The 24800-nt window shown below is 73.3% G+C and carries 21 protein-coding genes; 8 read left to right on the plus strand and 13 right to left on the minus strand.

What is annotated here, in order from left to right:
* Window positions 1–15: 15 nt before the first annotated feature.
* From ACIA8R_RS31785 to ACIA8R_RS31800, 4 genes are all read right to left on the minus strand, one after another.
* Entirely contained in the window at window positions 16–1836 is a 1821-nt protein-coding gene (locus ACIA8R_RS31785) for a S9 family peptidase (protein WP_364103596.1), read from the minus strand.
* Window positions 1836–3623, minus strand: coding sequence for an N-acetylglutaminylglutamine amidotransferase (locus tag ACIA8R_RS31790; RefSeq protein ID WP_397041714.1), 1788 nt, complete (start codon window positions 3621–3623; stop codon window positions 1836–1838). Before ACIA8R_RS31790 ends, ACIA8R_RS31785 begins: the two co-directional genes overlap by 1 nt.
* 33 nt (window positions 3624–3656) lie before the next feature.
* Window positions 3657–4775 (minus strand): glutamate--cysteine ligase, encoded by a 1119-nt coding sequence (locus tag ACIA8R_RS31795; RefSeq protein ID WP_364103593.1) that lies wholly within the window; start codon window positions 4773–4775, stop codon window positions 3657–3659.
* Between the two features lie 151 nt (window positions 4776–4926).
* Window positions 4927–5517, minus strand: coding sequence for a helix-turn-helix domain-containing protein (locus tag ACIA8R_RS31800; protein ID WP_397041715.1), 591 nt, complete (start codon window positions 5515–5517; stop codon window positions 4927–4929).
* Window positions 5518–5604: 87 nt separating this feature from the next.
* Between ACIA8R_RS31800 and ACIA8R_RS31805 the strand changes: the two genes are divergently transcribed.
* The 3 genes from ACIA8R_RS31805 to ACIA8R_RS31815 all read left to right on the plus strand — a co-directional run bounded on the left by ACIA8R_RS31805 (window position 5605) and on the right by ACIA8R_RS31815 (window position 7810).
* A complete protein-coding gene (locus ACIA8R_RS31805; RefSeq protein ID WP_397041716.1) occupies window positions 5605–6216 on the plus strand; it encodes an SAM-dependent methyltransferase in 612 nt (203 codons plus the stop codon).
* Between the two features lie 68 nt (window positions 6217–6284).
* Window positions 6285–6764 carry a DinB family protein gene (locus ACIA8R_RS31810; RefSeq protein ID WP_397041717.1) on the plus strand — a complete coding sequence of 160 codons (480 nt, stop codon included), beginning with the start codon at window positions 6285–6287 and terminating at the stop codon, window positions 6762–6764.
* 26 nt (window positions 6765–6790) lie between these two features.
* On the plus strand, window positions 6791–7810 hold the full coding sequence (locus ACIA8R_RS31815; RefSeq protein WP_397041718.1) for an alpha/beta fold hydrolase: 1020 nt from the start codon (window positions 6791–6793) through the stop codon (window positions 7808–7810).
* Window positions 7811–7825: 15 nt separating this feature from the next.
* Here ACIA8R_RS31815 and ACIA8R_RS31820 read toward each other — a convergent pair whose 3' ends face one another.
* The 7 genes from ACIA8R_RS31820 to ACIA8R_RS31850 form a co-directional block, all read right to left on the minus strand.
* Window positions 7826–8608, minus strand: a complete 783-nt coding sequence (locus tag ACIA8R_RS31820; protein ID WP_364103578.1) for a MerR family transcriptional regulator — start codon at window positions 8606–8608, stop codon at window positions 7826–7828.
* A 22-nt stretch (window positions 8609–8630) separates the two neighbouring features.
* The gene (locus ACIA8R_RS31825; protein WP_397041719.1) at window positions 8631–9440 is read right to left on the minus strand and encodes an alpha/beta fold hydrolase; all 810 of its coding nucleotides are present in this window, start codon (window positions 9438–9440) and stop codon (window positions 8631–8633) included.
* A gap of 94 nt (window positions 9441–9534) precedes the next feature.
* Window positions 9535–10344: an alpha/beta hydrolase gene (locus ACIA8R_RS31830; protein ID WP_357708595.1), complete on the minus strand. Its 810-nt coding sequence runs from the start codon at window positions 10342–10344 to the stop codon at window positions 9535–9537.
* Window positions 10341–11120 carry an alpha/beta fold hydrolase gene (locus ACIA8R_RS31835; protein ID WP_397041720.1) on the minus strand — a complete coding sequence of 260 codons (780 nt, stop codon included), beginning with the start codon at window positions 11118–11120 and terminating at the stop codon, window positions 10341–10343. The genes ACIA8R_RS31830 and ACIA8R_RS31835 overlap by 4 nt, the downstream gene beginning before the upstream one ends.
* 105 nt (window positions 11121–11225) lie before the next feature.
* The gene (locus ACIA8R_RS31840) at window positions 11226–14117 is read right to left on the minus strand and encodes an ATP-binding protein (protein ID WP_397041721.1); all 2892 of its coding nucleotides are present in this window, start codon (window positions 14115–14117) and stop codon (window positions 11226–11228) included.
* A gap of 43 nt (window positions 14118–14160) precedes the next feature.
* The gene (locus ACIA8R_RS31845; RefSeq protein WP_357708602.1) at window positions 14161–14841 is read right to left on the minus strand and encodes an alpha/beta hydrolase; all 681 of its coding nucleotides are present in this window, start codon (window positions 14839–14841) and stop codon (window positions 14161–14163) included.
* Window positions 14842–14954: 113 nt separating this feature from the next.
* Window positions 14955–17186, minus strand: coding sequence for an ATP-binding protein (locus ACIA8R_RS31850; protein WP_397041722.1), 2232 nt, complete (start codon window positions 17184–17186; stop codon window positions 14955–14957).
* Window positions 17187–17357: 171 nt separating this feature from the next.
* On the opposite strand from ACIA8R_RS31850, the gene ACIA8R_RS31855 reads away from it, so the two are divergent.
* The 4 genes from ACIA8R_RS31855 (at window position 17358) to ACIA8R_RS31870 (ending at window position 20950) form a co-directional block, all read left to right on the plus strand.
* Window positions 17358–18398 carry an alpha/beta fold hydrolase gene (locus tag ACIA8R_RS31855; RefSeq protein WP_397041723.1) on the plus strand — a complete coding sequence of 347 codons (1041 nt, stop codon included), beginning with the start codon at window positions 17358–17360 and terminating at the stop codon, window positions 18396–18398.
* A 25-nt stretch (window positions 18399–18423) separates the two neighbouring features.
* Window positions 18424–18897 carry a cupin domain-containing protein gene (locus ACIA8R_RS31860; protein ID WP_397041724.1) on the plus strand — a complete coding sequence of 158 codons (474 nt, stop codon included), beginning with the start codon at window positions 18424–18426 and terminating at the stop codon, window positions 18895–18897.
* A gap of 63 nt (window positions 18898–18960) precedes the next feature.
* Entirely contained in the window at window positions 18961–19788 is an 828-nt protein-coding gene (locus tag ACIA8R_RS31865) for an alpha/beta fold hydrolase (RefSeq protein WP_397041725.1), read from the plus strand.
* A 94-nt stretch (window positions 19789–19882) separates the two neighbouring features.
* A complete protein-coding gene (locus ACIA8R_RS31870; RefSeq protein ID WP_397041726.1) occupies window positions 19883–20950 on the plus strand; it encodes an MBL fold metallo-hydrolase in 1068 nt (355 codons plus the stop codon).
* Between the two features lie 24 nt (window positions 20951–20974).
* Here the strand turns inward: ACIA8R_RS31870 and ACIA8R_RS31875 are convergent, their stop codons facing one another.
* Window positions 20975–21535 carry a GNAT family N-acetyltransferase gene (locus tag ACIA8R_RS31875; RefSeq protein WP_397041727.1) on the minus strand — a complete coding sequence of 187 codons (561 nt, stop codon included), beginning with the start codon at window positions 21533–21535 and terminating at the stop codon, window positions 20975–20977.
* Window positions 21536–22019: 484 nt separating this feature from the next.
* Between ACIA8R_RS31875 and ACIA8R_RS31880 the strand changes: the two genes are divergently transcribed.
* Window positions 22020–23333, plus strand: coding sequence for a tetratricopeptide repeat protein (locus ACIA8R_RS31880; RefSeq protein WP_397041728.1), 1314 nt, complete (start codon window positions 22020–22022; stop codon window positions 23331–23333).
* A gap of 87 nt (window positions 23334–23420) precedes the next feature.
* Here the strand turns inward: ACIA8R_RS31880 and ACIA8R_RS31885 are convergent.
* The coding region (locus ACIA8R_RS31885) for a M4 family metallopeptidase (RefSeq protein ID WP_397041729.1) at window positions 23421–24800 on the minus strand (1380 nt) is incomplete at its 5' end.

Below are 24800 nucleotides of genomic sequence, written 5' to 3' on the forward strand. Positions count from 1 at the left end.
CCTCCGTACGCCCGATCAAGGTCGAGGCGCGGACGGAGAGGCCCACAGGTAGTGGTCCAGCCAGTCCAGGACCTTGGAGACGAGGCTGATCCGGTTGGACCGGTTGCGGATGTCGTGGCCCTCGTCCTCGAAGATCAGCAGGTCGCTCGGCACCCCGCGGGCGCGGGCCGCCTCGAACGCCTGCCGGGCCTCGTGGACCGGCACGTTGGTGTCCTGCGCCCCGTGCACGACCAGGAGGGGGGCGGTCAGCCGGTCGAAGGCGCGCAGCGGGGACAGGGCGCGCAGCAGGTCCCGGTCGGTCTCCGGGTGCCCGTACTCCGACACCGCGGCGGCGGCGATCCACGGTTCCGTACGGGCGTAGAAGGTCTCGAAGTCGGCGATGCCGCTCATGTCCACACCCGCGCGGAAGAGCCGGGGATGGGTGACGAGGGCGGCCAGGGTCAGGTAGCCGCCGTACGACCAGCCCATGCAAGCCAGCCTGGACGGGTCGGCCGCGCCCGTCCGCACCAGCGCCGCGGCGCAGTCGGCGACGTCCTCGACGGCGCGGAAGCGCAGCGCCAGGTCGTCGGCCTGGCGGAAGGCCCGCCCGTACCCGCCCGAACCGCGTACGTTGGGCGCCAGCACGCCGATCCCGGCCGCCAGGAGGTTCTGGTAGAGCGGGTTGAAGGTGGGACGTTCCTGGTCCTCCGGCCCTCCGTGCAGCGACACGACGAACGGCGCGGGCCCCTGCGCGTGCGCGGGACGGTAGAGCCAGGCGGCCAGCTCCAGCCCGTCGCGGGCCGGGAAGCGCAGCAGCTCGGCGCCCGTCGCCTCGTGAAGCCGGCCGGCCCCGGCGGCGTACCGGTACGTCCCGGCGGACAGGTCGCACAGCAGAACGTGCGAGGGCTCCTCGGGGCTCTCGGCGGCGAGCACCGCCGTGCCGCCGTCCCAGGCGACGCGGACCGAGGTGACCACGTCGGCGGGCGGCGGCGGGAGCGGCCGGACGTGCGCGGCGGGCAGCTCGACGACGTCCAGCGCCGAGCGTCCGTGCTCGTTCCACACCAGGACGGCGCGGCGGCCGTCGGCGCTGAGCGCGAATTGGTCCAGCTCGGCGTCCGGCCGCTCGGCCAGCACGACGGGGTAGGCGTTGCGCCGCACCGCCAGCAGCGCGGCCCGGTCGCGGCCGGCGTCCGACACCAGGTAGGCGATCTCGCCGTCGGGCGACAGGGCCCCCTGGTCGGTCGAGCCGCGCAGGCCGGGCAGCAGGTCGCGCTCGCCGCCCGGCGGATGGCCGGGCAGGGCGTCGGCGGCGTGCATCCGGCGCAGTCCGCGCGGCCCGCGCCGCAGCAGCATGCGCGCGTGGTCGCGGCTGACGGCGGCCGGCCACAGCAGCTCGCCCACGGCGATGACCTGGCGCGCGCCGGTGGCGGCGTCGGCCAGCTCGGCCCGGGTCAGGCCGGTGGCGGACGTCTCGGCCAGCAGGACCGACTCGCCCCGGCCGGTCCACCGGACGAGCGCGGCGGACCCGTGCGGGAGGGCGAGCGGCCGCAGCTCGCCGCCGTGCGGCCGCACGGTCCACACCTGCGTGTGCTCGCCGCCGCCGGGGGCCAGCAGGACGGCCAGCCGCTCGCCCGTCGGCCCCCAGCTCACGTCCACGACCGGCTGGGGGCCGGTGTCGATCTCCCAGGCGTCCAGGCCCTTGCCGAGCGGCTGGACCCACAGCCGGGGTGTGCCGTCCCGGTCGCTGACGAAGGCCACGGCGCTGTTGTCCGGCGCCAGGGTCGGCCGTCGGCAGCTCCAGGCGTCCAGCGCGGCGGGTGACGGCAGGTGCGACAGGCCGCCGAGGATGTCCGGCATCACACGTGGTGGGCCTGGAGCCACAGTTCGAGCAGGCCGAGCTGCCAGAGCGTGCTGACGCCCGTCGTCGCCCTGTCGGCCTCGGGGTCGGCCAGCAGCCGCCGGACGAACTCCGGCCGGAACAGGCCGCGCGAGCGGGCGGCCTGACTGGTGAGCGCGTCCCGGACGAGCTCCAGGAGGTCCCCTTCGACGTGCCGGACGGCGGGCACCGGGAAGTAGCCCTTGGGCCGGTCGATGATCTGCGCGGGCAGCAGCCGGCGGGCGGCGTCCTTGAGCACGCCCTTGCCGCCGTGGGCCAGCTTGAGCCCGTCGGGGCAGGCGGCGGCCAGCTCGACCAGCTCGTGGTCGAGGAACGGCGTGCGGGCCTCCAGTCCGTGGGCCATGGTCATGTTGTCGACCCGTTTGACCGGATCGTCGATGAGCATGGCCGTGGTCTCCAGGCGGAGGACGGCGTCGAGCGCGGTGTCGGCGCCCGGACGCGCCACGTGGTCCCTGATGAAGTCGCCGCTGACGTCCTGCTCCACCAGGTAGCCGGGCGTCAGGACGCCGGACAGCTCGTGGTGCGGACGGTCGGCGAACTCCCGGTGGTAGACGTCGGCCGCCTGCTCGCGCGGCACGTCCGCCAGCGGCGGGAACCAGCTGTAGCCCGCGAACACCTCGTCGGCGCCCTGGCCCGACTGGACGACCTTCACATGCCGGGCGACCTCCTCCGACAGCAGGTAGAAGGCGACGCAGTCGTGGCTGGCCATCGGCTCGCTCATGGCGCCCACCGCCCGTTCCAGCCCCGCCGGCAGGCGGGCGTCGGGGATCCTGATGCGGTGATGGTCGGTGCCGAACCGGTCGGCCACCAGGTCGGAGTAGGCGAACTCGTCGCCCTGCTCGCCGCCGGCCGGCTCGAAGCCGATGCTGAAGGTGGTCAGGCCGCTCTGCCCCTCCTCGGCCAGCAGCGCCACGATGAGGCTGGAGTCCAGGCCGCCGGAGAGCAGCACGCCCACCGGCACGTCGGCGACCATCCGCCGGCGCACCGCCGTGCGCAGGGCCTCCAGGGTGGCCCGCCGCCACTCCTCGTCGCTCAGCCCGGCCTGCTCGGGCAGGGCCGAGCGGGTGTAGGACGGGTTCCAGTAGCGGTGATCGACGCTCGTGCCGTCCGCCTCGACGACCCGGACGGTGGCCGCCGGCAGCCTGCGCACCCCGGCGAGGATCGTGCGCTCGCCGGGCACGAGCGAGTGGAAGGTCATGTAGTGGTGCAGCGCCACCCGGTCGATCCCGGTGTCCGTGCCGCCGCCGGCGACCAGCGCGGGCAGGGTCGAGGCGAAGCGCAGGCGGCGGGCGTCGCGGGTCACGTACATGGGCTTGATCCCGAGCCGGTCGCGGCCGAGGACCAGCCGGCCGCTGTCGCGTTCGTGGATGGCGAAGGCGAACATGCCCTTGAACCGGTCGACGCAGGCGACCCCCCACCGGTGGTACGCCTTCAGCAGTACCTCGGTGTCGGAGGTGGAGTAGAACCGGTAGCCCGCGCCGCGCAGCTCCTCGCGCAGCTCACGGTAGTTGTACAGGCAGCCGTTGAACACCACCGCCAGGCCGAGCCCGGCGTCCACCATCGGCTGGGCGGCCTTCTCCGACAGGTCGATGATCTTGAGCCGCCGGTGGCCCATCGCGACGGGCCCCTGCGCCCACAGGCCGGAGCCGTCCGGCCCGCGATCGTGCATCGCGTCGGTCATCCGGCCCACCGCGCCGACGTCGGCCTCCTCGCCGTCGAACCTGAACTCGCCGCTCAACCCGCACATGCCTCAGCCCCCCGCCTCGCCGAACGTCCGTCATCAAGCCGCCGGACGGCACGAAGGGAGGTCGTGGTCCCCCGTCGGCCGGTCCCACTCGCACACGCGGGTCTCGCTGAGCACCAGGTCGACCACGTCCACCAGGCTGCCCCGCCTCGCGAACGCCGACCGCTGCCGGGCCGCGGACGTGCCCGTCCCCAGGATCTGCCGGGTCAGCCCGGTCACCAGCTCCCAGTCCCCGGCCGCCTCCAGCTGCGGACGCAGGCCCGCCACCAGGCCCTCGACCACCTCCCCCGCCGGGCGCGGCACCCCGTGCACCGGATCGACCAGCTCACCCTCCAGCCCCCACCGGGCGGCCTGCCAGGTCGCCGCGCGCGCCGCCTCCAGCTGCACCTCCGGCCCGTGACCGCGGCGCGCGGCCGCCAGCTCCCTGGCCACCAGAGCCCGGAACAGCCCGGCGATCAGCACGACGTCCTCCACCCGGGGACACGCGTCGCAGATCCGCAGCTCCACGGTCGGCACGTGCTGCGAGGGCCGGACGTCGAAGTAGATCATCCCCGGATCGGTGATCACCCCTGACCGGATCAGCCCCCGCACCATCTCCTGGTAGTCGGCCGCCGAGTCGAACCTGCCCATGGGCCCCGCCGTCGGCCACCGCTGCCACACGAGCGTGCGATAGCTGGCGTAGCCGGTGTCGGCCCCGTCCCAGAACGGCGAGCTGGCGCTGAGCGCGAGCAGCGGCGGCAGCCAGGGCGTCAGCCGGTGCGCCACCACGACCGCCAGATCGGGGTCGGGCACCTCGGCGTGCACGTGCGTGCCGCAGATGAGCTGCTCACGGGTCAGCACCTGGAAGTCGCTGAGCATCTTCTCGTAACGCTGGTCAGGGGAGACCTTCACCTCGTCCAGGTCGGCGAGCTGCGGCGTGCCGACCGCCGCGATCCCCAGCCCCAGCTCGTCGGCGGTGCCGATCAGCCTGCGCCGCAGCCGGCACAGGTCGCGGGCCAGGTCGTCCAGGTCCAGGAAAGGCGCGCTGTTGGCCTCGACCATCGACCGCTGCAGCTCGTGCGTGAAGCTCTCCTCTGGCAGCGCGCTCAGCAGCACCCCCGCCCGCGCGGTCACCCGGCGTGTGTTCGCGTCGATGATGTGGAACTCCTCCTCCACACCGACCCGAATCGCTCCCCCGGACCCCTTCACGGTCACCACTCCCATCACTAGGCACTCGAAGCCACTCCCTTCTCCCCCGAAAATGGGCTTCGGCACCTGTTGTCCGCAACAAAGTGAAGGTCAGGCCGTGGATGGGCCGCCGGACGCGTCAGCGAGCGGGCCGGTGCGGGTCGGCGTGGATGTGCGTGCGCATCCCCTGCGGGTCGAACAGGATGAGCAGCTCCACCGGGCCGCCGTCGGCGCTGCCCAGCCAGTGGGGCATGGACGTGTCGAACTCGGCCGCCTCGCCGGCCGGCAGCATCAGGTCGCGGTCGCCGAGGACGAGCCGCAGGCTGCCGGTGAGGACGTAGAGCCACTCGAAACCGTCGTGGGTCTGCGGGGTCGGATCGAGCGGCTCGGCCCGCGGCGGAATGATCATCTTGAACGCGTGGATCCCGCCCGGCCGCCGGGACAGGGGCACGAACGTCATGCCGAACCTGGTGATCGGCTTGAGGTGGATCCGGGGGTCGCCGGTGCGCGGGGCGCCGACCAGGTCGTCCAGCGGGACGTCGTAGACGCGGGCCAGCGGGAGCAGCAGCTCCAGCGTCGCCCGGCGTTGCCCGCTCTCCAGCCGGGACAGCGTGCTCTCCGAGACCCCGGTCGTCGTCGCCAGGTCGGCGAGGGTGATGCCCCGATGACGGCGCAGCGCGCGAAGGCGCGGCCCGACCGCGCCCAGCACCTCGTCCACGTCGTCCTGCATGCAGGCATCTTGCCATAACCGCAAGTTTTCGTGCCAGATCGGCGGTCCCCTGGTCGGATGGAGCACACACCGACGGAAGGAGTCTCGATGAGCGAGTTCTGGGACGACGTGTACGCGGCACGTCCCGCCGCGACCGATCCGCGGCCGAACGCCCGCCTCACCGAACTGGTCGCGGGCCTGCCGCCCGGCGACGCGCTGGACCTGGGATGCGGGGAGGGCGGCGACGCCCTGTGGCTGGCCGGCCGGGGCTGGCGGGTCACCGCCGCCGACGTCTCGGCCGTGGCGGTCGATCGGCTGGCCGCCCTGGCGCGCGGGCACGGCCTGGACGACCGGCTCACCCCCGTACGTCATGACCTGGGCACGTCCTTCCCCTCCGGCGCGTTCGACCTGATCTGCGCCCACTACCTGCACACGCCGGACGACCTGGACCGCACCGCCGTCCTGCGCTCGGCCGCGCGCGCCCTGCGTCCCGGCGGGCGCCTGCTGGTCGTCGACCACGGCTCGACCGCGCCCTGGTCGTGGAACCAGGACCCCGGCATACGCCACCCGAGCCCCCAGGAGGTCGCCGCCGGCCTCGCCCTGGACGCGGCGACCTGGACGACCGAGCGGGCCGACGCGCCCCGCCGCCTGGCCACCGGACCGGACGGGCGCACCGCCGAGGTGACCGACCACGTCCTGCTCGTCCGCCGGACCGGCTGACCCTCGTACAGAACCAGGCCCCCGTACAGAACCAGGCCCCCCGTACAGAACCAGGAAGGGAGAGACCCGTGCGCCGTCGCGACACCCCGCCGCCCCGCACCGGGAGCAGCGAGACGGAGACCCTGCGCGGCTTCCTCGACTACCTGCGCTCCTCGATCGCCGCGAAGGTCGAGGGCGCCCCCGAACCGCGGGCGAGGACCGCCGCCGTGCCCTCGGGCACGAACCTGTTCGGCCTGCTGCACCACCTGACCCACGTCGAACGCGCCATCTTCCTCGGCGCGGAGGTCACCTCCTGGCCCGCGACGTTCCGGGCCGCGCCGGACGACAGTGCGGCCGACGTCGTCGCCCGCTACCGGGAGGCGGTCGAACAGGCGAACGCCGTGCTCGACACGTGCGCCGACCTCGGCGCGCCGCTCCCCCGCCCACGGCCGGGCCGTCCCGCGCCCAGCGTGCGGTGGGCGCTCGCCCACATGATCGAGGAGACCGGCCGCCACGCGGGGCACGCCGACATCCTCCGCGAACTGATCGACGGCACGACCGGCCGTTGACGCCACCACTCTCAGGACAGGACCACATGATCACCGTATTGCGGCGGGCGCCGGGCCGCCCGGCCCGTTCCAGGGTGGCGGCCGTCGCGCTCGCCCTCCTGCTCTCGATCACCGCCGCCTGCTCGACGCCGACCGCCGCCGGCGCGCCTTCGTACGCCGCCGCCACCCAGGACGATCCGCGGTTCGGGAGCACGTTCCGGCACGGGTTCGCCGACGTCGACGGCGTGCGCATGCACTACGTGAAGGGCGGCGGCGGCTCGCCGGTGGTGCTGCTGCACGGCTGGCCACAGACCTGGTACGGCTGGTGGCCGATCATGCCGGAGCTCTCCAGGCACCACACCGTCTACGCCGTGGACCTGCCGGGGCTGGGCGACAGCACCGGCGCGCCGACCGGCTACGACAAGGCCACCCTGGCCCGGTACGTGCACAAGCTGATCGCCGACCGGCTCGGCGTCCGGGACGCCGCCGTCGTCGGCCACGACTTCGGCGCCGCGGTGGCGTTCCAGTACGCCGCACAGTTCCCCGGCGACACCGCCCGCCTCGGCTACCTGGACCTGCCGTTGCCCGGCCCGGCCGTCGACGCGGCCACGTACCGGTCGCTGAGCTGGCACATCGCCTTCCACTCCCAGCGACGGGTGCCCGAGGCGGTGGTGGGCGACGACGTCCGCGAGTACCTGGCGCTGTTCTACCCCCAGGTCTCCTACGGCGGGACGGCGTTCGGCGGCACCTCCGGCAGGTCGCCGTTCACCGAGGCCGAGATCACCGAGTACGCCAGGACCTACAGCCGGCCGGCGGCCCTGTCGGGCGGCTTCGAGCTCTACCGCGCTCTCGACCAGGACGTCCGCGACACGAAGGCGGCGGCGCCGGTGGGTGTCCCGGCCCTGCTCATGACCGCCCAAGGGCAGCTCGACGCGATCCGGGCCACGGTGTCCGCGCGGCTGACGAAGATCGTCCGCGCGGTGGACGTGCCGCGCGCCGGGCACTGGCTGGTCGAGGAGAACCCCCGCTTCGTCACCGCGGAGCTGGAGCGCTTCCTCGACGGCTGAGCCGGCCGCCGGGCGTCACGAGCCGGGCGGCGGGTCCACGCGTTCCAGCCTGGTCCAGCCGGTCCAGCCGCGCCGCCGCAGCAGTTCGATCAGCCGGCGCGCGGGTGGGACGGCGTCGAACGCCAGGCCGTCCATCAGCTGCACGAACGACGGCTCGACGTCGAGGTCGTCCACGTAGCCCGCGCCCCGCTCCGCGGCCAGCCGGGTGAGGTAGGCGGCCAGCTCATCGGCCATCCCGGCCAGCCGCGGGTCGTCGGCGGAGCGCGAGAGGGCCCGGCTCAGGATGCGGAAGAAGCCGGTGAAGTCCGGGTCGGCGAGCTGCTCCCGCTTGCGGGCCATCCATTCCGGCACGCGGCCGGGCGAGTGCGCGGCCAGCAGGATCCAGCCGTCGCGTTCGGCCCGGACGATCCGTTCGTCCACGCCGAGGGCCCGCAGCCGGTCGAGGTACCCGACCACCTCCGGCGGCAGCGCCAGGCTGTCCCCGGCGGCCAGCCGGGCGATCCGCTCCCGGTGGCGCCGCCGCTGCCGGATCTCGGCGAGCAGCCGCCGGTCGATGTCGGCGAGCGCGGCGGCGAACTGCTCCTCCCCGGCCCCCAGCAGCTCCCGCACCCGGGCGAGCGGCACCCCGGCCTCGGCCAGGGTGCGGATCCTGATCAGCTCGACCACGGCGGCGGCGTCGTACCTGCGGTAGCCGGAGCGGTCCCGCTCCGGCTCGGGCAGCAGCCCCTTGGCGTGGTAGTGCCGCACCGCCCGCACGGTCACCCCCGCGTACGACGCCAGCTCCCCGATGGTCAGCACCGCACCAGCCTCCCAGAAGTGGTCAGGAGGCCGCCCGGCCGACGATCCGGGCCACCTGCGCGGCGTGCGTGAAGACCAGCCCGTGCCCGGCGTCGACCCAGGACGTGGCGATGTGCGGCCGCCGCCGGACCAGCCGTTCGACCCCGGCCCGCCAGTTCCGGTCGAACCGCGCCGCCCGCTCGTCGCCGCCGCCCGCCATCGAGGTCGACATGATCATGGTGATCGGCCGGTCGATGCTCCCGTACCGGGACAGGATGCCGGACCGGACCTCGTCGATCTCGACGTTCAGGTCGAGGATCTGCTCGGCGGTGAGCAGCACCTGGCGCGGGGTGCCGTGCTCGGCCCGCTGCCGGGCAGCCAGCTCCGTCCACATCGCGCGGAACTCCGGCAGGGTGTCCTCGGTGAGGAACGGCTCGGGCACCGGGTTCGCGCCGTCGATCAGAACGAGCCCGGCGACGCTCCCGGGATGGGCGGCGGCGTGGTGCACGGCCAGGTCCGCCCCCAGCGAGTAGCCCACGAGCACGGGGGCCTGGTCGAGGCCGAGCCGTCCCACCCGCGCCATCACGGCGTCCAGGTCACCGAGGAACGCCTCGAAGGAGTACCGGTCGGCGGCCGAGGTGAGGCCGTGGCCCCGCAGGTCGAAGGTCACCACCTCGTGGTCGCGCCGCAGCAGCTCGATCAGCTCGCGCAGGCCGTCCTGGGTGGAGTTCAGTCCGGGGCACAACACCAGCGGGCGTCCCCGTCCGCCGCGGGACAGCGGGATCGTGACGCCGTCGTGGTGGACCGTCAGGTCGCCGGACGGGGTGCGGTTCGTACGGGTTGTCGTGGTCATGCCGCCATGCTGGGACATTGACCCTGCGTCAGGGTCAAGCGGCCGCGCGGCCGCGGCGTCGGCCGGGGAAGGTGGTCAACGCCGCGGGGCGTGCTCAGCTCGTCCGCAGGCCGTTCTCGGCGAGCCAGGTCAGGCAGGCGTCGGCGACCTCGCGCCAGCCGTGGTCGATGGTCAGCGAGTGGCCGCGATCGGGGAACTCCTGGAAGTCGGTGATCGCGGTGGAGTCCCGGTACTGCTTGAGTGTCGCCTTGGTGACGGTCTCCGGGACGGTGTGGTCCCTGCCACCGGCGATCAGGAGCAGCGGCCCCCGGACGTTGTTGCCGGTGTCGACCTTGGCGGGCGAGTGGGGGGAGAAGTTGGCGGCGGCGGCCTCGAACAGCGGCTTGCCCGGCGCGGGGATGGTCCAGCGTTCGTACAGCTCGGCGGCCTCCTGCGGCGGGACGGCGTTGCCGAACGCGTAGGTGAACTGGTCGAGGGTGAGGGAGACGGCCCGGTGCTTGTTGGCCGGGTTCCGGAACACCGGCAGCGTCGAGCGCAGCGCCGACAGCGGCAGCGGCAGCACGCCCTTGATCTGGGCGGCGTCGATCGCGATCGCGGCCCTGGCCAGGTCCTGCCCGAGCAGCTTCTCGGCGATCATGCCGCCGAAGGAGTGGCCGATGAGGATCGGCTTGACGTCCAGGGCGTTGATGATCTCCGTGTAGTGGGCGACGACGTCGTCGATGCCGTGGTCGGCGATGCTGTCGGGGTCCTTCCTGGACAGTTCGACGCTGTCGCCGTCGCCCGGCCAGCCGGGGGCCGTGGCGTCGTACCCGGCGGCCGTGAACAGCTCGATCCAGGAGGACCAGGAGGTGGCGTGCAGCCACAGACCGTGGATGAAGATGACGGGGATGGTCGATGCGCTCATCGGTTGCTCCTCTGTGCCGGACGGGTGTGCCCGACCGCGTGGGGCGCGGTCGCGGCGGTGCGGATGTGACCGGCCACGGCTGCCGGTCGTGACAGCGCGATCGCGTGCGACGCCTCGACCTCGACGGTGTCGGCCCCGGCGCGCCGGGCCATGAAACGTTGTGCGCCGGGATGGATCGCCTGGTCGGCGGTGGCCACGACGTACCAGGACGGCAGGGTCTTCCAGCTCGCGTCCGGAGAGCTCTCCTCGAACGCCACGGCCGCGATCGGGCGTTGCGCGGCGGCCGCCACCGAGGTGAGGCGCTCGGGCAGGTCGGCGGCGAACACGGCGGGGAACCGGTCCTCCCTGAGGTACAGCTCCACGGCCTCCGCCCGGTCGGGCGTGCGGAGGACGGCCGGCCGCAGCGCCGGGCCCAGCAGGCTGTCGGGGAAACGGCCCGTGACGTCCAGCACGCTCTCCCCCTCCTCCAGGGCGAAGGCGGCCACGTAGACCAGCCCGACGACGTTGTCCAGCTCGGCCGCGGCCACGGTGATGACCACACCGCCGTAGGAGTGCCCCACCAGCAGGACCGGACCGTCGATGGCGGCCACGACGCCGGCCAGGTAGGCGGCGTCGGTGGCCGCTCCGCGCAGCGGGTTGGCCACCGCGGTGACGGGGATGCCGGACTCCTGGAGCTCGGCGATCACGCCCGCCCAGCTCGACGCGTCCGTGAAGGCGCCGTGGACCAGGACGACGGTCGGCGTGCTGCCGTTCTTGAACGATGTGCCTGTGGTCATGGCCTCACCGTAGGAAGCCCTCCGCGGGCCCGGCGAGCGTCACATGACTGCGTCACCCAGCGTCACTTGGCGTCACCCAGTGTCAACCGCAGCGCGGCGGTGAGGTCAGAGGGACGCGCGCAGGGCCGAGTTCAGCGCCGACCGCGAGGTGACGCCCAGTTTGGGGAAGATCCGGTAGAGGTGGGAGCTGACGGTCCGGCGGGACAGATACAGCTTCTCGCCGATCTCCCGGTTCGTCAGACCGTCGGCCGCCATCTGGGCGATCTGGAGCTCCTGCGCGGTCAGAACGTCGCGCGGCTCACTGGTGCGGGTGCGGCTGCTCTCGCCGGAGGCCCGCAGCTCCTGACGTGCCCGCTCGCTCCAGGGGATCACCCCCAAGGCGTCGAACGTCTCGCGGGCCATGCGCAGGGGCGCCCGCGACTCGGCCGTCCGCCGCTGGCGCCGCAGCCACTCCCCGTACGCCAGCTGCACCCGGGCCCGGACGAAGGGCCATCGTCGCAGGTCGGCGGCGAGCGCGGCGTCGAAGTAGGGTTCCGCCGCCGCCTCGTCGGCCAGGACGGCCCGGGCGTAGCGCAGGTCGGCGTGCAAGGACGACGACGGCGTGGTGAGCGCGACCGCCGCCAGTTCCTCGACGATGCCCGCCACCGCGTGACCTTGACCGCTGTGCACCGCGGCGTCCGCGAGCTCGGCCAGGGAGAAGCAGCGCAGCGCCAGGTGGAAGGCCGGGTCGGCGGGGTCGTGCATCCGTCGCAGGTGGTCGAAGGCGTCGCCGTACCGTCCCTCGCCCAGCGCGGCCAGGCCGCGCGCGAGCTGCACCGTGGCCAGCACCGGACGGGCTCCGACGGGCAGCGCCACCTGCTCGGCCGCCACCGCGAGGCTCTCCACGCGATCCTGCTCGCCGCGCAGCGCGGCGAGCATCGCGCCCGACGCCTGGGCGATGGCGTGCATCAGCGGCTGGGACGTCTCGTACGCCAGGCGGGCCGCCTCCTCGGCGGCGGGGATGGCCACGCTCAGGTCGGCCAGCCGGGCCGCGCTCCACGCCTGCGCCCCGAGGTCCCGTGCCAGGAGGCTGAGCCGGCCCTGCGAGCGCAGGACGGGCAGCGACGCGGCGCAGAACTCCTCCGACAGGTCGAACGCCCCCACCATCAACGCCGAACTGCCGAGCAGCCGAGCAGCCGGGCCGCCGGCCGGGTGGGCGGCCAGGTGGCGAAGCCGCTCGATGACGACCTCGCCGCGCTCGACGGGGGCCGCGAACGCCAGGACCGTCAGCAACCGCCCGTCCAGTTCGTCGACGGGCAGGCTCTCGGCCACGGTGACGACGCGTTGCCGCGACCGCTCGTCGGCATGGGCCCAAAAGCACCGCAAGGACGCGCTGGACAGGAGTTTCAGCGCGAGATCGACGTCTCCCTGGGCCGCCATGCTCTCGGCGAGGTCGGCCAGCGAATGGGCGGCCGCGCTGTCGTCACGGATGCCGTCCTCGAAGGTCTCGCGGATCCACGTGATGCGGGCCCGCTGCCGGGCCGACAGCCGCAGCGACTCGCCTTCGCCGAGCAGGCGCGTGACGACGTCGCGGCGTCCCATCTCGGCCGCGTACTCGGCGGCCCGCACCAGGCGTTCGCACCGGTGGGCGGGGTCCTCGCTGAGCCTGACCGCGTGCTCCAGCGCCGCGACGGCCGACAGCAGGTCGCCCCGGCGCCGCACGCTCGCGGCCGCGGTCTCCAGCTCGGCGGCGATGCTCTCGTCCGGCCTGGGGGTGGAGGCCGCCCGGTGCCAGAGGCGACGGTCCGGCCGGTCGTGCAGGACCTCGGCCAGGGCGGCGTGCGCGGCGCGCCTCTGGGAGATGCTCGCGCCCTGGTAGATCGCCGAGCGCATGAGCGGGTGCCGGAACGACAGTCCGGCCTCGTGCACGTCCACCAGCCGCACGGCGACGGCGGGAGCCAGGTCGTCGGCCGTGACCGGCGCGCCGGTGATCAGCGCGGTGGCGTCGAGGATCTCCGGGAGTGCGGGGCTGTCGTTGAGCGCGGCCACCAGCAGCATGGTCCGCAGGACCGGCGGCAGTCCCGACATGCGGGCGGTGAAGGTCTGTTCCAGCCGGGTGGTCAGCGGGAGCCAGCCCGGCGGCAGGGGGCCCTTCCCGTCCTGCGTCTCCGCGGCGATCGGCAGCTCGACCAGGGCCAGCGGGTTTCCCGCCGCCTCGCGCAGCAATCGGGTGCGCACGGTCGGCGTCAGGGCGGGGCTGTGGGCGTCCAGCAGGGCGGTCGCGGCGGTGTCGTCGAGCCGGTCGAGGAGCAGTTCCGGCAGCCCTGCCCCGTCGAGGGAACTCGGGAAGCCGTCGCGGATCGCGGCCAGCAGCACGATGGGTTCGGAGTCCAGCCGGCGCGCGACGAACGCGAGCACGTCTGCGCTGGCGCGGTCCAGCCAGTGGGCGTCCTCGACGAGGAGCAGCACGGGCGAGCGCGCGGCGGCCTCGCCCAGGAGGTTCAGCGCCGCCAGGGCGATGAGGAACGGGTCCGGCACCCGGGCGTCGGTCAGTCCGAACGCCGCTCCCAGCGCGTCGCGCTGCGGGGCGGGCAGTTGCCCGATCTCGGTGCGCAGCGGAAGCAGCACCTGGTGGAGGCCGGCGAAGGGCATGTGCGTCTCCGACTCCACCCCCGCCGTCCGCAGGATCCGCATGCCCCGCGCGGCGGCGACCTTCGCGGTGTCCAGCAGCAGGGCGGACTTCCCGATCCCCGCCTCGCCGCGCACCAGCATCGCCCCGCCGCCCTGGCGGACGCCGTCCACGAACTCGCCGAGCCGCCGCTGTTCGCACTCTCGCCCGAAAAGTGCCCTTACTGGCTGATTTACTGGCATATGCAGCCATGATCGCTTGCGCCAGGGCTCCCGTCCATCGAACCCGCCGTCACTGCGGCCGGCGGATCGCACCATCACGGTGACGGCGTCCGCCGGGGTGGCGTCCCAGCGGTCGGAGGTCACGCCTTCTTCGGGAACGCGGGTCATGAGGGGTTCCGGCCTTTCACTGATGGGTTCAGTTCCTACGCCGTCAGGCCGTGGCCTCGCGGATGAGGTCGGCGACGACGACGGGCTGGGAGACGTGCACGGCGTGGCCGCCGATGACCTCGACGACCTTCGCCCCGGCGCGCCCGGCCATCCAGCGCTGAGCCGGCGGCGGGATCATCCGGTCCTCGGTCGCGACGAGGTACCAGCTGGGCCTGTGCCGCCAGGCCGGTTCGCCGACCGGCCCGTCCAGGGCGTCCACGCCCCACGGGACCTGGGAGTCGGCCATGAAGGCGGCCACCTGGCCGGGCAGGTCGGCGGCGAAGGAGGCGGCGAACCTGTCACGGTCGAGGAAGAGCAGGCCCTCCCGCGGCGGGAGGAGGGGCGGCGCCGGAGCGCCCGGAGGCGACGCGGCGATGAGGGCGCCGACCGATTCCCCCTCGTCGGCGACGAACGCGGCGACGTAGACCAGCGACGTGACGTTGGGGTGGGCGCCGGCCTCGCCGATGACGACCCCGCCGTAGGAGTGGCCGGCCAGGACGGCCGGGCCGTCGAGGGAGTCCAGGACCCGGCGGGTCAGCGCGGCGTCGTCCGCCGGCGACAGCGCCGGATGCTGCACGACGTGGACACGGAAGCCGTCCCTGGTCAGCTCGTCATAGACGCCCTGCCAGCCGGATCCGCCCACGAAACCGCCGTGCACGAGCACGACGTTCCTGATGGCGGTCATGGTCGCTCCTGAGCCGGACGGACAGGCCCGGCGCCTGTCCTGGTGCCCTCCATCCAAGTCGCGCGCTCGTCGTCCGGCCACGCAGAACAGGACGCAGAAGTGGTGCGGACCTCTCAGCCCGCGGCGTTCGCGAGGTCACGGCAGCGGCCGGCCGCCTCGGCGTCGCCGACGGCCTCGTACACCTCGGCCGCCCGCGCGTAGGCACGGCGGCCCTCCTCGGTCCGGCCCTCCTCGGCCAGCAGGGCCGCCAGCGTCTCCAGGGAGCGGGCCTGCGGGACGGGCAAGTGCGCCTGTTCCATGAACCCGACCGCCTCGGTGAGCTCGATGATCGCCTCGGCCCGGCGGCCGAGCAGCCCCAGACATTCGCCGACGCGGGCCAGCGCGATCGGCCGGATGACCGCCGCGACGCTCGGCGTCACCCCCGAGCGGTCGTCGTTCAGCAGGGCCAGCAGGCCGAGGTACTGCTCCAGCGCCTCGGTGTGCTGCCCGGCGTCGCGCAGGCAGGTGCCGATGGCGCCGAGAGAGTGGCAGTACCGATCCATGTCGCCGTTGGACCTGTGGATCTCCGACGCCCGGGTCTCCGACGCGATGGCCTCATCGAGCCGGCCGAGCCGCCTGAGCGCGCCCCCGGCATGGTGGTGGGCCAGGGCGATCTGGATCGAGGCGCCGCTGCGGGTCGCCCGGTCCATCGCCTGGGCCGTGTAGCGCAGTGCGGCCTCCGGGTCGTCCCGCGGCAGGAGGTGCACCCAGGCCAGCATGTTCAACTGCCTGGCCTGCCGGGCCGGGTCGTCCAGGGCGGCGGCGGCCTCGGCGCCGAGGGTGAACACCTCGTACCAGTGCGGCGCGTGCATCCACCGGTCGGAGAACCAGTCCATCGACTCGGCGCAGTCGAGGACGTCGGCGAAGCGGCCGATGCCCGCACCGTGGCGTAACGCGCTCAGCCAGTTGTCCACGTTCGCGCGCAGCCAGTGGTCGGCCGCCTCCGGGGAGGACAGCTCGGCGGCGTCGGGGCCGGCCGGGCCGGGCACGCCGTACCCGGGCTCGAACCACCGCCCGGCGGTCGTGGCGGTCCGCAGCAGCCACGACGTCAGCGTCACGGTGAGCGCGTCGCTCTCGGCCGCGGCCTCCTCTTGCCGCAGCCGGTCGCGGGCGAACAGCCGGACCAGGTCGTGGAAGCGGTAGCGCCCGGACGTGTGGTCCTGCAGCAGGCCGAGGTCGACCAGCTCGTCGAGGGCGTTCCATGCCTCCTCGACGGACGTGCCGCCCACCACGGCGGCCAGGGCGGCGTCGAAGTCGTGGCCCGGCACCAGGGCCAGCCGCCGGAAGAGCCGTCGCGTGGCGGCGGCCAGCTGCTCGTAGGACAGCCCGAACGCGGTGGCGATCTTGAGGTCGCCGGCGCTGAGCTGGTCCAGGCGGCGTTCCTCGTTCGCCAGCCGGGCGGCGAGGTCGGCGGCGTTCCAGCCGCGCCGGCTGACCAGCCGGTTCCCGGCGATCCGCAGCGCGAGCGGCAGACCACCGCACAGCTGCGCGAGGCGCCCGACGGCCGATCCGTCGTCGGCGGCGCCGCGGTCCTTGAGTATCCCGGTCAGCAGCTCGGTGGCCTCCTGCGGGGGCAGGGGCCCGAGGGCGAGCCTGCGCACCCCTTCCAGACCGGCCAGCAGGCGGCGGCTGGTCACCAGGGCCCTTCCCGCGCCGCCGCCCGGCAGCAGCGGCCGGACCTGCTCCTCGGAGGCGGCGTTGTCGAGCACGATCAGCACGCGCCGGTCGCGCAGCAGGGACCGGTACATGGACGCCCGCCCGGTGACGTCGGCCGGGATCTGCTGGTCGGCGACGCCGAGGGCGCGAAGCAGCAGGCCCAGGGCCTCCTCGACGGGCAGGGGCTGCGGGGACATGCCGAACAGGTCGAGGAAGAACACCCCGTCGGGGAAGTCGGGCCGCAGGGTGTGGGCGGCGCGGATGGTCAAGGTGGTCTTGCCCAGCCCGGCGGAGCCGGTGATGAGCCCGACGCCCGCGGCGCCCGGCGCGTCCCCGGCGCGCAGGAGCTCGCTGGTCCAGGCCAGTCCCGCGACGCGGCCGGTGAAGTCGTCGACGGAGCGCGGCAGCTCGCACAGCCCGGTCGGGCGGGCCCAGTGATCGCGCAGGCGGCCCTCCCGCGCCAGCTCGACCAGGTGCCTGCGGTCGGCGTCGCCGAGGCCGAGGGCGTCGGCCAGGGCGGTGACGGTCCGGTGCTGGGGGCCCTTGCTGCGTCCGCGTTCCATGTCGGACAGCGTCCGGTCGCTGACCCCTGAGGCCGCGGCGAGTTGCTCCAGTGTCAGACGTGCCGCGTGCCGGTGGCGGCGCAGCACCTCCGCGAAGCCGGGTGTGGTGATCGAGTGCTCCTTCGCCGCGTCCGGTGGAGATCACCCAAAGCTTACGGCGAGCTCGGGCCGCCTCCCGGTGCCGCGGCCACGTCGCGCTGGGTGACGCAGTCAGGTGACGCTCGCCCGGCGGCCGGGCCGGTTCCTACGGTTTGCGCCATGACCACAGCACTGCCCAAGCCCCTGGCGAACCGCCTGCGACGCCCCGGCGTCGTCGTCCCGATCGCGGTGATCGGCCTGCTCGCCTCCCTCGCGCCCGCCGCCTCCGCCCAGGCCGCGCGGGCGCCCGTCACGGCCGTCGTCTCCGGGACGCCGTCGGAGACCGGCCGGGAGCCGCGCCTCCCCGCGGGTTTCCAGGAGAAGAAGGTCCGCGTCGGCGACGTCGCGATCAACTACGTGTGCGGCGGACGCGGCCCGACACTGGTGCTGCTGCACGGCTACCCGCAGACCTGGTACACCTGGCGCGAGGTCCTGCCCGAACTCGCCGAGCACTACACGGTCATCGCGCCGGACCTGCGCGGCGCGGGCAGGAGCGACGCACCCGCCGGAGGCTACGACAAGAAGACCCTCGCCGCCGACGTGCACGGGCTGCTGACCGAGCTCGGCCTCAACCGGAAGATCAGGCTCGTCGGGCACGACATCGGCACGATGGTCGCCTACGCCTACGCCGCCGCCCACCCCCGCGACGTCACCAGGCTGGTCCTCAGCGAGGCGCCCATCCCCGACAAGAGCCTGTTCACCTTCCCGTCCCTGACCGCCAAGGGGCCGGGTTTCTGGAACTTCGGCTACTTCAGCCTCACCAACGGCCTGCCCGAGCGCATGGTGAAGGGCAGGGAGGAGCAGTGGGTGGAGAGCTTCGCCGACTCCCTCGAGGTGAAGAAGAACGGCGTCGGCGACGAACAGGTCCGCGAGTACGCCCGCTACCTGCGCGACGACGCCCACCTGCGGGCGAGTTTCGACTGGTTCCGCGCCCTCCCCGAGGACGTCGCCGACAACCGCGTGTACGGCGCGAAGAAGCTCACCATGCCCGTGCTCGCCATCGGCGCCCGCGGCAGCCTCGGCGACTTCGTCCCGGCCCAGGTCCGCCGGTACGCCAAGGACGTGACCGGGATCGTCGTCGAGAACTCCGGTCACTGGATCTTCGAGGAACAGCCCCGGCAGCTCACCCGCACCCTCCTGCGCTTCCTCGCCAAGAGCTGACCCGGCGCCCGGAACAGGAGCCCCCATGCACAGACCACGTCCGTCCCGCACCGGCGACCCGCGCGACCCCTTCCGGTTCCTCGGCGGCCGGGCCCGCGTCCTGGTGCCGGGCGCGGCGACCGGCGGCGCCCTCAGCGTGATGGAGTTCACCGACCCCGAGGGCCACGCGCCACCCCTGCACGTCCACGAGGCGGAGGACGAGATCTGGATCGTGCTCGACGGCGAGATCACCTTCTTCGTCGGGGACGACCGCCACGACCTGCACGCCGGTGCCGTCGCGCACGGCCCGCGCGGCGTCCCGCACAGTTACCTGGTCCGCTCACCGGACGCCCGCATGGTCGTCGCCTTCGGCCCCGCCGGCATCGAGGACTGGTTCGCCGCCAACGGCTCGCCCGTCTCCGGCATGAACGACGTGCCGGCCGCCTTCGACCTCGACGCCGTCGTCGCCTCGGCCATGGCGTACCGGCTGCGCGTGGCCGGTCCTCCCCCGGTGGCCTAGTACCCGCCCCACCCGACGTTCCCGCCCCACCCGACGACTTCCCCGCTACCAAGGAGCTCCGCAATGTCCCCACACACCCGGCCGGGAATCCGGATCCTGCTGCCGCTGGCACTGGCCGTCCTGGCCGTCCTGGTCACGGCTTTCTCATCGCCGGCCACCGCGGCGGCCCGGCGTACGGCCAAGCCCACCGTGGTGCTGGTCCACGGCGCGTTCGCGGACGCGTCGAGCTGGACCAAGGTGGTGGCCCGGCTCCAGGGGGCCGGCTACCCGGTGATCGCCCCCGCCAATCCCCTGCGCGACCTGGCGGGCGACTCGGCCTACCTGTCGAGCGTCGTCTCCTCCATCGACGGGCCGGTCGTCCTGGTCGGCCACTCCTACGGCGGGGCGGTCATCTCCAACGCCGCCACCGGCCACCCCAACGTCAAGGCGCTGGTCTTCGTCGCCGCGTTCGCCCCCGAGCAGGCCGAGTCGGCGCTCGACCTGACCGGCCGGTTCCCCGGCAGCCGGTTGCCCACCAGCCTGGTCACCCGCCAGTACCCGCTGCCCGGCGGCGGCACCGGCACCGACGCCTACATCGACGGCGAGGCGTTCCGCGCCGCCTTCGCCGCCGACCTGCCCGCTCGCGACACCGCCCTGATGGCCGCCACCCAGCGCCCGGCCTCCCTGGCCGCGCTCGGCTCCCCGAGCGGGCCGCCCGCCTGGCAGGCCATCCCCTCCTGGTACCTGGTCGCCGGCGCCGACCAGGCCATCCCGCCCGCGGCCCAGCGGTTCATGGCCAAGCGCGCCGGCGCGCACACCAGCGAGGTCAAGGACGCCTCACACGTGATCATGATCTCCCGCCCCGACGCCACCGCCGCCGTCATCACCGCGGCGGCCCGCACCGTCCGCTGATCCCGCGCGAGATCCACCGGGCCGGAGCCGCGGCAGGCGCGGCCCCGGCCCGGCCGCCCGTCCCGCGCACACCTTCCGAACGGAGACGATCCCCATGATCCACACCACCGCCCGCTCCAGCAGGCGAACCTTCCTCGGCCGGGCGACCGCCGCGTCGGCGCTGTCCCTGGCCGCCGGCCTGCTCGGCACCGGCGAAGCGGCGGCCTCCGGAACCCTGCCCGACTACGCACCCATCCCCGAGGCGTCGAAGGGCCCGGCGCTCAACGACAAGGGCTACTTCGTCGGCCAGATCGCCGGCGCCCTGTACTGGGTCACCGACTCCTCCTACCAGGCCATGTTCCTGACCACCCGGGAGGGCGTCGTCCTCGTCGACGCGCCGCCCACCATCGGGCACAACCTGCTGCGCGCCGTCGAGGAGGTGACCCGGGCCAACGGCCGCCCCCGGCAGGTGACCCACCTCGTCTACTCCCACTCGCACGCCGACCACATCGGAGCCGCCTCGATCTTCGGCAAGGACGTCGTCCGCATCGCCCACACCGAGACCGCGAGGTTCCTGCGCCGGGACGCGGACCCGAACCGGCCGGCGCCCACGGTCACCTTCGACGACCACCACGTGCTGCGGGTCGGCGGCGAGCGTCTCGAACTGGCCCACCACGGCCCCAACCACTCACCGGACAACATCTTCGTCCACGCCCCCGAGCAGGAGACCCTGATGGTGGTCGACGTGCTCTATCCCGGCTGGGTGCCGTTCAAGAACCTCGCCGTCTCCCAGGATGTCCCAGGCTGGCTGCGGGCCCACGACATCGCCATGAGATATCCGTGGCGCACGCTCGTCGGCGGCCATCTCGGCCGTCTCGGCACCCGCGCCGACGGGCACCTGCAACAGCGGTACCTGGCCGACCTGCGGACCAGCGTCCGGGACACGGTCGCCAGGCTCGACCCGGCGCCGTTCTTCGACAAGTACGGCCAGGCGGGCAACGCGTGGGCGATCTTCGCCGGCTACCTGGACGCGGTCGCCCGGCAGGCCGCCGCCCCGGTCGTCGCCGGCTACCTCGGCAGGCTGGCCGCCGCCGACGTGTTCACCGAGGACAACGCGTACGGCCTGCTGGAGTCCATGCGGATCGACACCGGCCTGCTCGGCCCCTTCGGCATCCACCCCTGACCGGCGGGCCCGGCGTCCGGTGGTTCAGGGCCGTCGGCGGCTGGCCCGCCATTCCGGGGCGAGCACCGACCAGAGCTCGGCATCGTGCCGTTCGCCCCGGTGCAGGTGGCTTTCGCGCAGTACGCCGTCCCTGGTCATCCCGAGCCGCCGGGCCACGGCGATGCTGGCCGTGTTCCCCGCCGCGGCCTGCCATTCCACGCGGTGGATGCCGCGTTCCTCGACGGCCCAGTCGATGATCACGCGGAGGGCCCGGGTCACCAGGCCCTTGCCCGCCGCCGACGGTTCCAGCCAGCAGCCCGCCTCGGCGGTGCCGTGCTGGACGTCCATCATCCGGAACAGCACGCCGCCGGCCAGTTCGCCGTCGACCCAGATGCCGTAGATGCGCCCGATGTCGGCCGCCGCCTTGTCCGCGTACTCCTGGAGCACCGCCCTGGCCGATTCCAGGTCGGTGACGAGGTCGGGCAGGGAGATGAACCGTCCGATGAACTCGCGTCCCCGGTCCACGTGGCTCAGGAACTCCTCGGCCCGCCAGGGCTCCAGCAGACGCAGCTCGGCGCCGTCGTCACCCAGGGAAATCGCGAACATCGCTGCCTTCCGTCCATGCTTCACCCGTTCTGCGAGATCTTCTCACGGGGGTGAGCCGCCCGGACCGGACGAGATCGGCGACCGTCGCCCGCCTGCGTCGCGAGCTCGCCCGCGGCACGATCGAGCCGGCCGTGCTGTCGGTCCTCGGGTTCACCGCCGATACGGCGGGCCAGGCCGCGCGAGTACTACGTCATCACTCCGGAGGGTCGCACCTACCTCGCCATGCTGCGCGCCGAGTGGAGCGCCCTGGTCGACGGGATGCGGCAGCTCCTCGACACCCTTGGTGAGGTGCGGGAATGAGCAACGACCGAGAGATCGTCCTGGCGGCGCGACATCTCGCCGGTGTATCGAAAAACGCATACGCCTCGGCAACAGGCCTCCGTCTTCACTGAAGGCGCGGATCACAGCACGTCGGTGCCGCCGTGCGGTGACCGTCCGCCGCACGGCGAGTCGCGGCGAAGACGATCACGAAGGGGAGAAGGCTTTGACCGATGACGGAATCTGGGACCGGAGGTCGCTGTTCCGGGGCGCCGCCGTGCTGGCCGGCGCCGCCGCGACCGCGCCGCTGCTGGAGAGCGCGGCCATGGCGGCGACCGGCGGCGGCGACGCGGACGCGCTGTTCAAGGCCGGGAAGTTCGAGCAGGCCGGCCGCGCGTACGAGGAGATCCTGAAGAGGGACCCCCAGAACCTGAGCGCGGCTCGCGGGCGTGGCCATGTCGGGCTTTTGTCGAACCGGTTCGCCGAAGCCGAGAAATACCTCAAGACGGCGGTCAGCCTGGCGCCCGGCGACAAGGAGGCCAACGAGCTCCTGGGCGACTGCTACATCCGGCAGGACAAGTTCGCCCTCTCCATCCCCTGCTGGAAGGCGGCCGGTGTGGACGACTACGCCCAGTGGTTCGCGGCGGTCAGCGGCGAGCCGTACCAGATCAAGGGCGACGTCGGCCGGGTCCGGTTCCAGCAGATGGACCCGAGGCCGCTGGTGGAGGCCTCGGTCAACGGCGGAGCGGCGAAGAAGTTCACGTTCTACACCGGCGCCCCGAATCTGAGCCTGACCGCGTCGGTGGCCCAGGAGGCCGGGTTGAGCCCCGTGGTCAGCCAGAAGACCGACTTCGAGGGCACCCCCATCTGGGTCTACTACGGGGTGCTGGAGTCCTTCAAACTGGGCGACCTCGAACTGCGCAACGTCCCCGTGGGGTGGTCGTCGACGGAGTCGGGCGGCGACGTCGGCACCGACGGCGACGGCATGATCGGCACGTGGGTCTTCTACCACCTGCTGACCACGTTCGACTACGCCGGCCGGCAGCTGATCCTGCGCCGCCGCACCCCCGAGACGGCCAGGAAGGCGCGCGCCGCCGCGGCACGGGCGGGGGCCTCGCCTCTGCCGCTGTGGCTGGCCCGCGACCACAACCTGCACAGCCTGGGCAGCATCGCCGATTCCGGACAGCGGGTGGTGGGGGTGAACCTGGGCGGGTTCGGCGAGATCGCCGCGGGCATGCCCGGGGACGTGGCCAAGCGCCTGGGGGTGCGCACCGACCAGGACCGCCCGATCGAGACGTTCGCCCACAGCCACCCGACCATCACCTATCCCTGCTACCCGAAGGAGATCAGACTCGGTGACGCCGTCGCCCGGCACGTCTACTGCGAGGCCGACCCGAACATGCCGGTCAACGTGCCCTGGCCCTACGGGACGGGCTTCGACGGGCTGGCCCACTTCGCCCACTGCTTCTTCAAGCCCTACAACGTCACCCTCGACTTCACCGACATGAACCTCTACCTCGTCCGCGGCAAGGCCACCTGATCACCGTGCGGACCGGCGGTCGTACGACGACGTGAAGGGGCCCCGGCCGGATGACCGGCCGGGGCCCGCTACCCCTGAGTCCGACGGTCAGACCGTGATGGTCCAGGAGTCCAGGAAACCGGTGTCACCGAAGTAGACGTCCCGGATGTCGAGCGTCCAGGTGCCGGCCGCCTGCTGGCTGACCGGGACCGTGAAGGTCCTGGTGCCGTACTGCGTGCAGGAGGTGCCGCCGTAGGCGTCGACCAGGTAGTAGGTGCCGCTCGGGCCGCGGAGCCGGATGTTCAGGTCCTCGGCGCAGGTGTGGCTGATCGTGATGGACAGCTTGACCGGGGACGCCGCGGTGCCCGTCGCGTTGGACGTGATCGAGCTCGTGGTCGTGGAGTAGTCCCTGATCTGGTAGTTGGTGTCGTTGGTGAACGTCCGGCCGCCGGGGTTGCCGGTGCCGACCGTGAGGTTGAAGGTCACGTTGTGCGTGGTCGAGCCGGTGCCGGTGACGGTGATCGGGTAGGTGCCCTGCGCGGTGGACGCGCCGACCGACAGCGTCAGCGTCGAGGAGTTGCCGGAGGTCACCGACGCCGGGTTGAAGCTGGCGGTGGTGCCGCTGGGGAGGCCGGAGGCGGTCAGGTTGACCGTCTGGGCGCTGCCCGAGGTGGTCTGGGTGCCGACCGTGGTCGTCGTCGTGGCGCCCGGCAGGGCGCTGCCCGAGGTCGGGTTCAGCGACAGCGAGAAGTCGGGGCCGGCGGTGCCGCAGGCCGGTTCGCCGGAGGCCGCGGTGACGCTGACCGCGCTCCAGGCCGCCTTGGTGCTGTTGCACTCGGCGCTGTTGGCGCCGTACAGCTCGATGGCCGCGGCCACCGAGGCCGCCCTGATGTTGGTGTAACGCCAGGAGGACGTCTTGCGGTTGAGGGCGCCCATGTAGATCTTGCCGGCCTTCTGGATGCTGACGCCGGTCACCGAGGAGGGACCGCCGGAGCAGATCGGGCTGGACGGCTTGCCGCCACCGGGGTTGTTGCCCTCGGCCAGCAGGTAGAACCAGTGGTTGAGCGGCCCGGCCGCCGAGTGCACCTCGGTGTTGGGGATGGAGGAGGAGTAGCAGTTGGGGTCACCCAGGGCACTGGGGTCGTACATGTTGCGGATCGGGCCCTGGCCGACCAGGTCGACCTCCTCGCCCACCAGGTAGTCCGGCGGGTCGTTGGGGTTGTTGGCGTAGGCCTCGGTCAACGCGCCGAAGATGTCGCCGGTGCCCTCGTTGATGCCGCCGTTCTCGTTGCCCGAACCGGCGCCACCGGGGGTCGTCTGGAAGACGGCGTGGCCGAACTCGTGGGCCACCACGTCGATCGGGGTGGCCTGCTGGGTGTTGGCCTGGTTGTGACCGAAGTTGGTGTAGCTGCCGTTCCAGTAGGCGTTGACGTCGGCCAGGCCGACCCGCGCCGGGAAGCCCCTGCCGCTGCCGTCGATGCCGCTGCG

The organism is Nonomuraea sp. NPDC051191, assembly GCF_044455665.1.
Taxonomy (GTDB): Bacteria; Actinomycetota; Actinomycetes; order Streptosporangiales; family Streptosporangiaceae; genus Nonomuraea.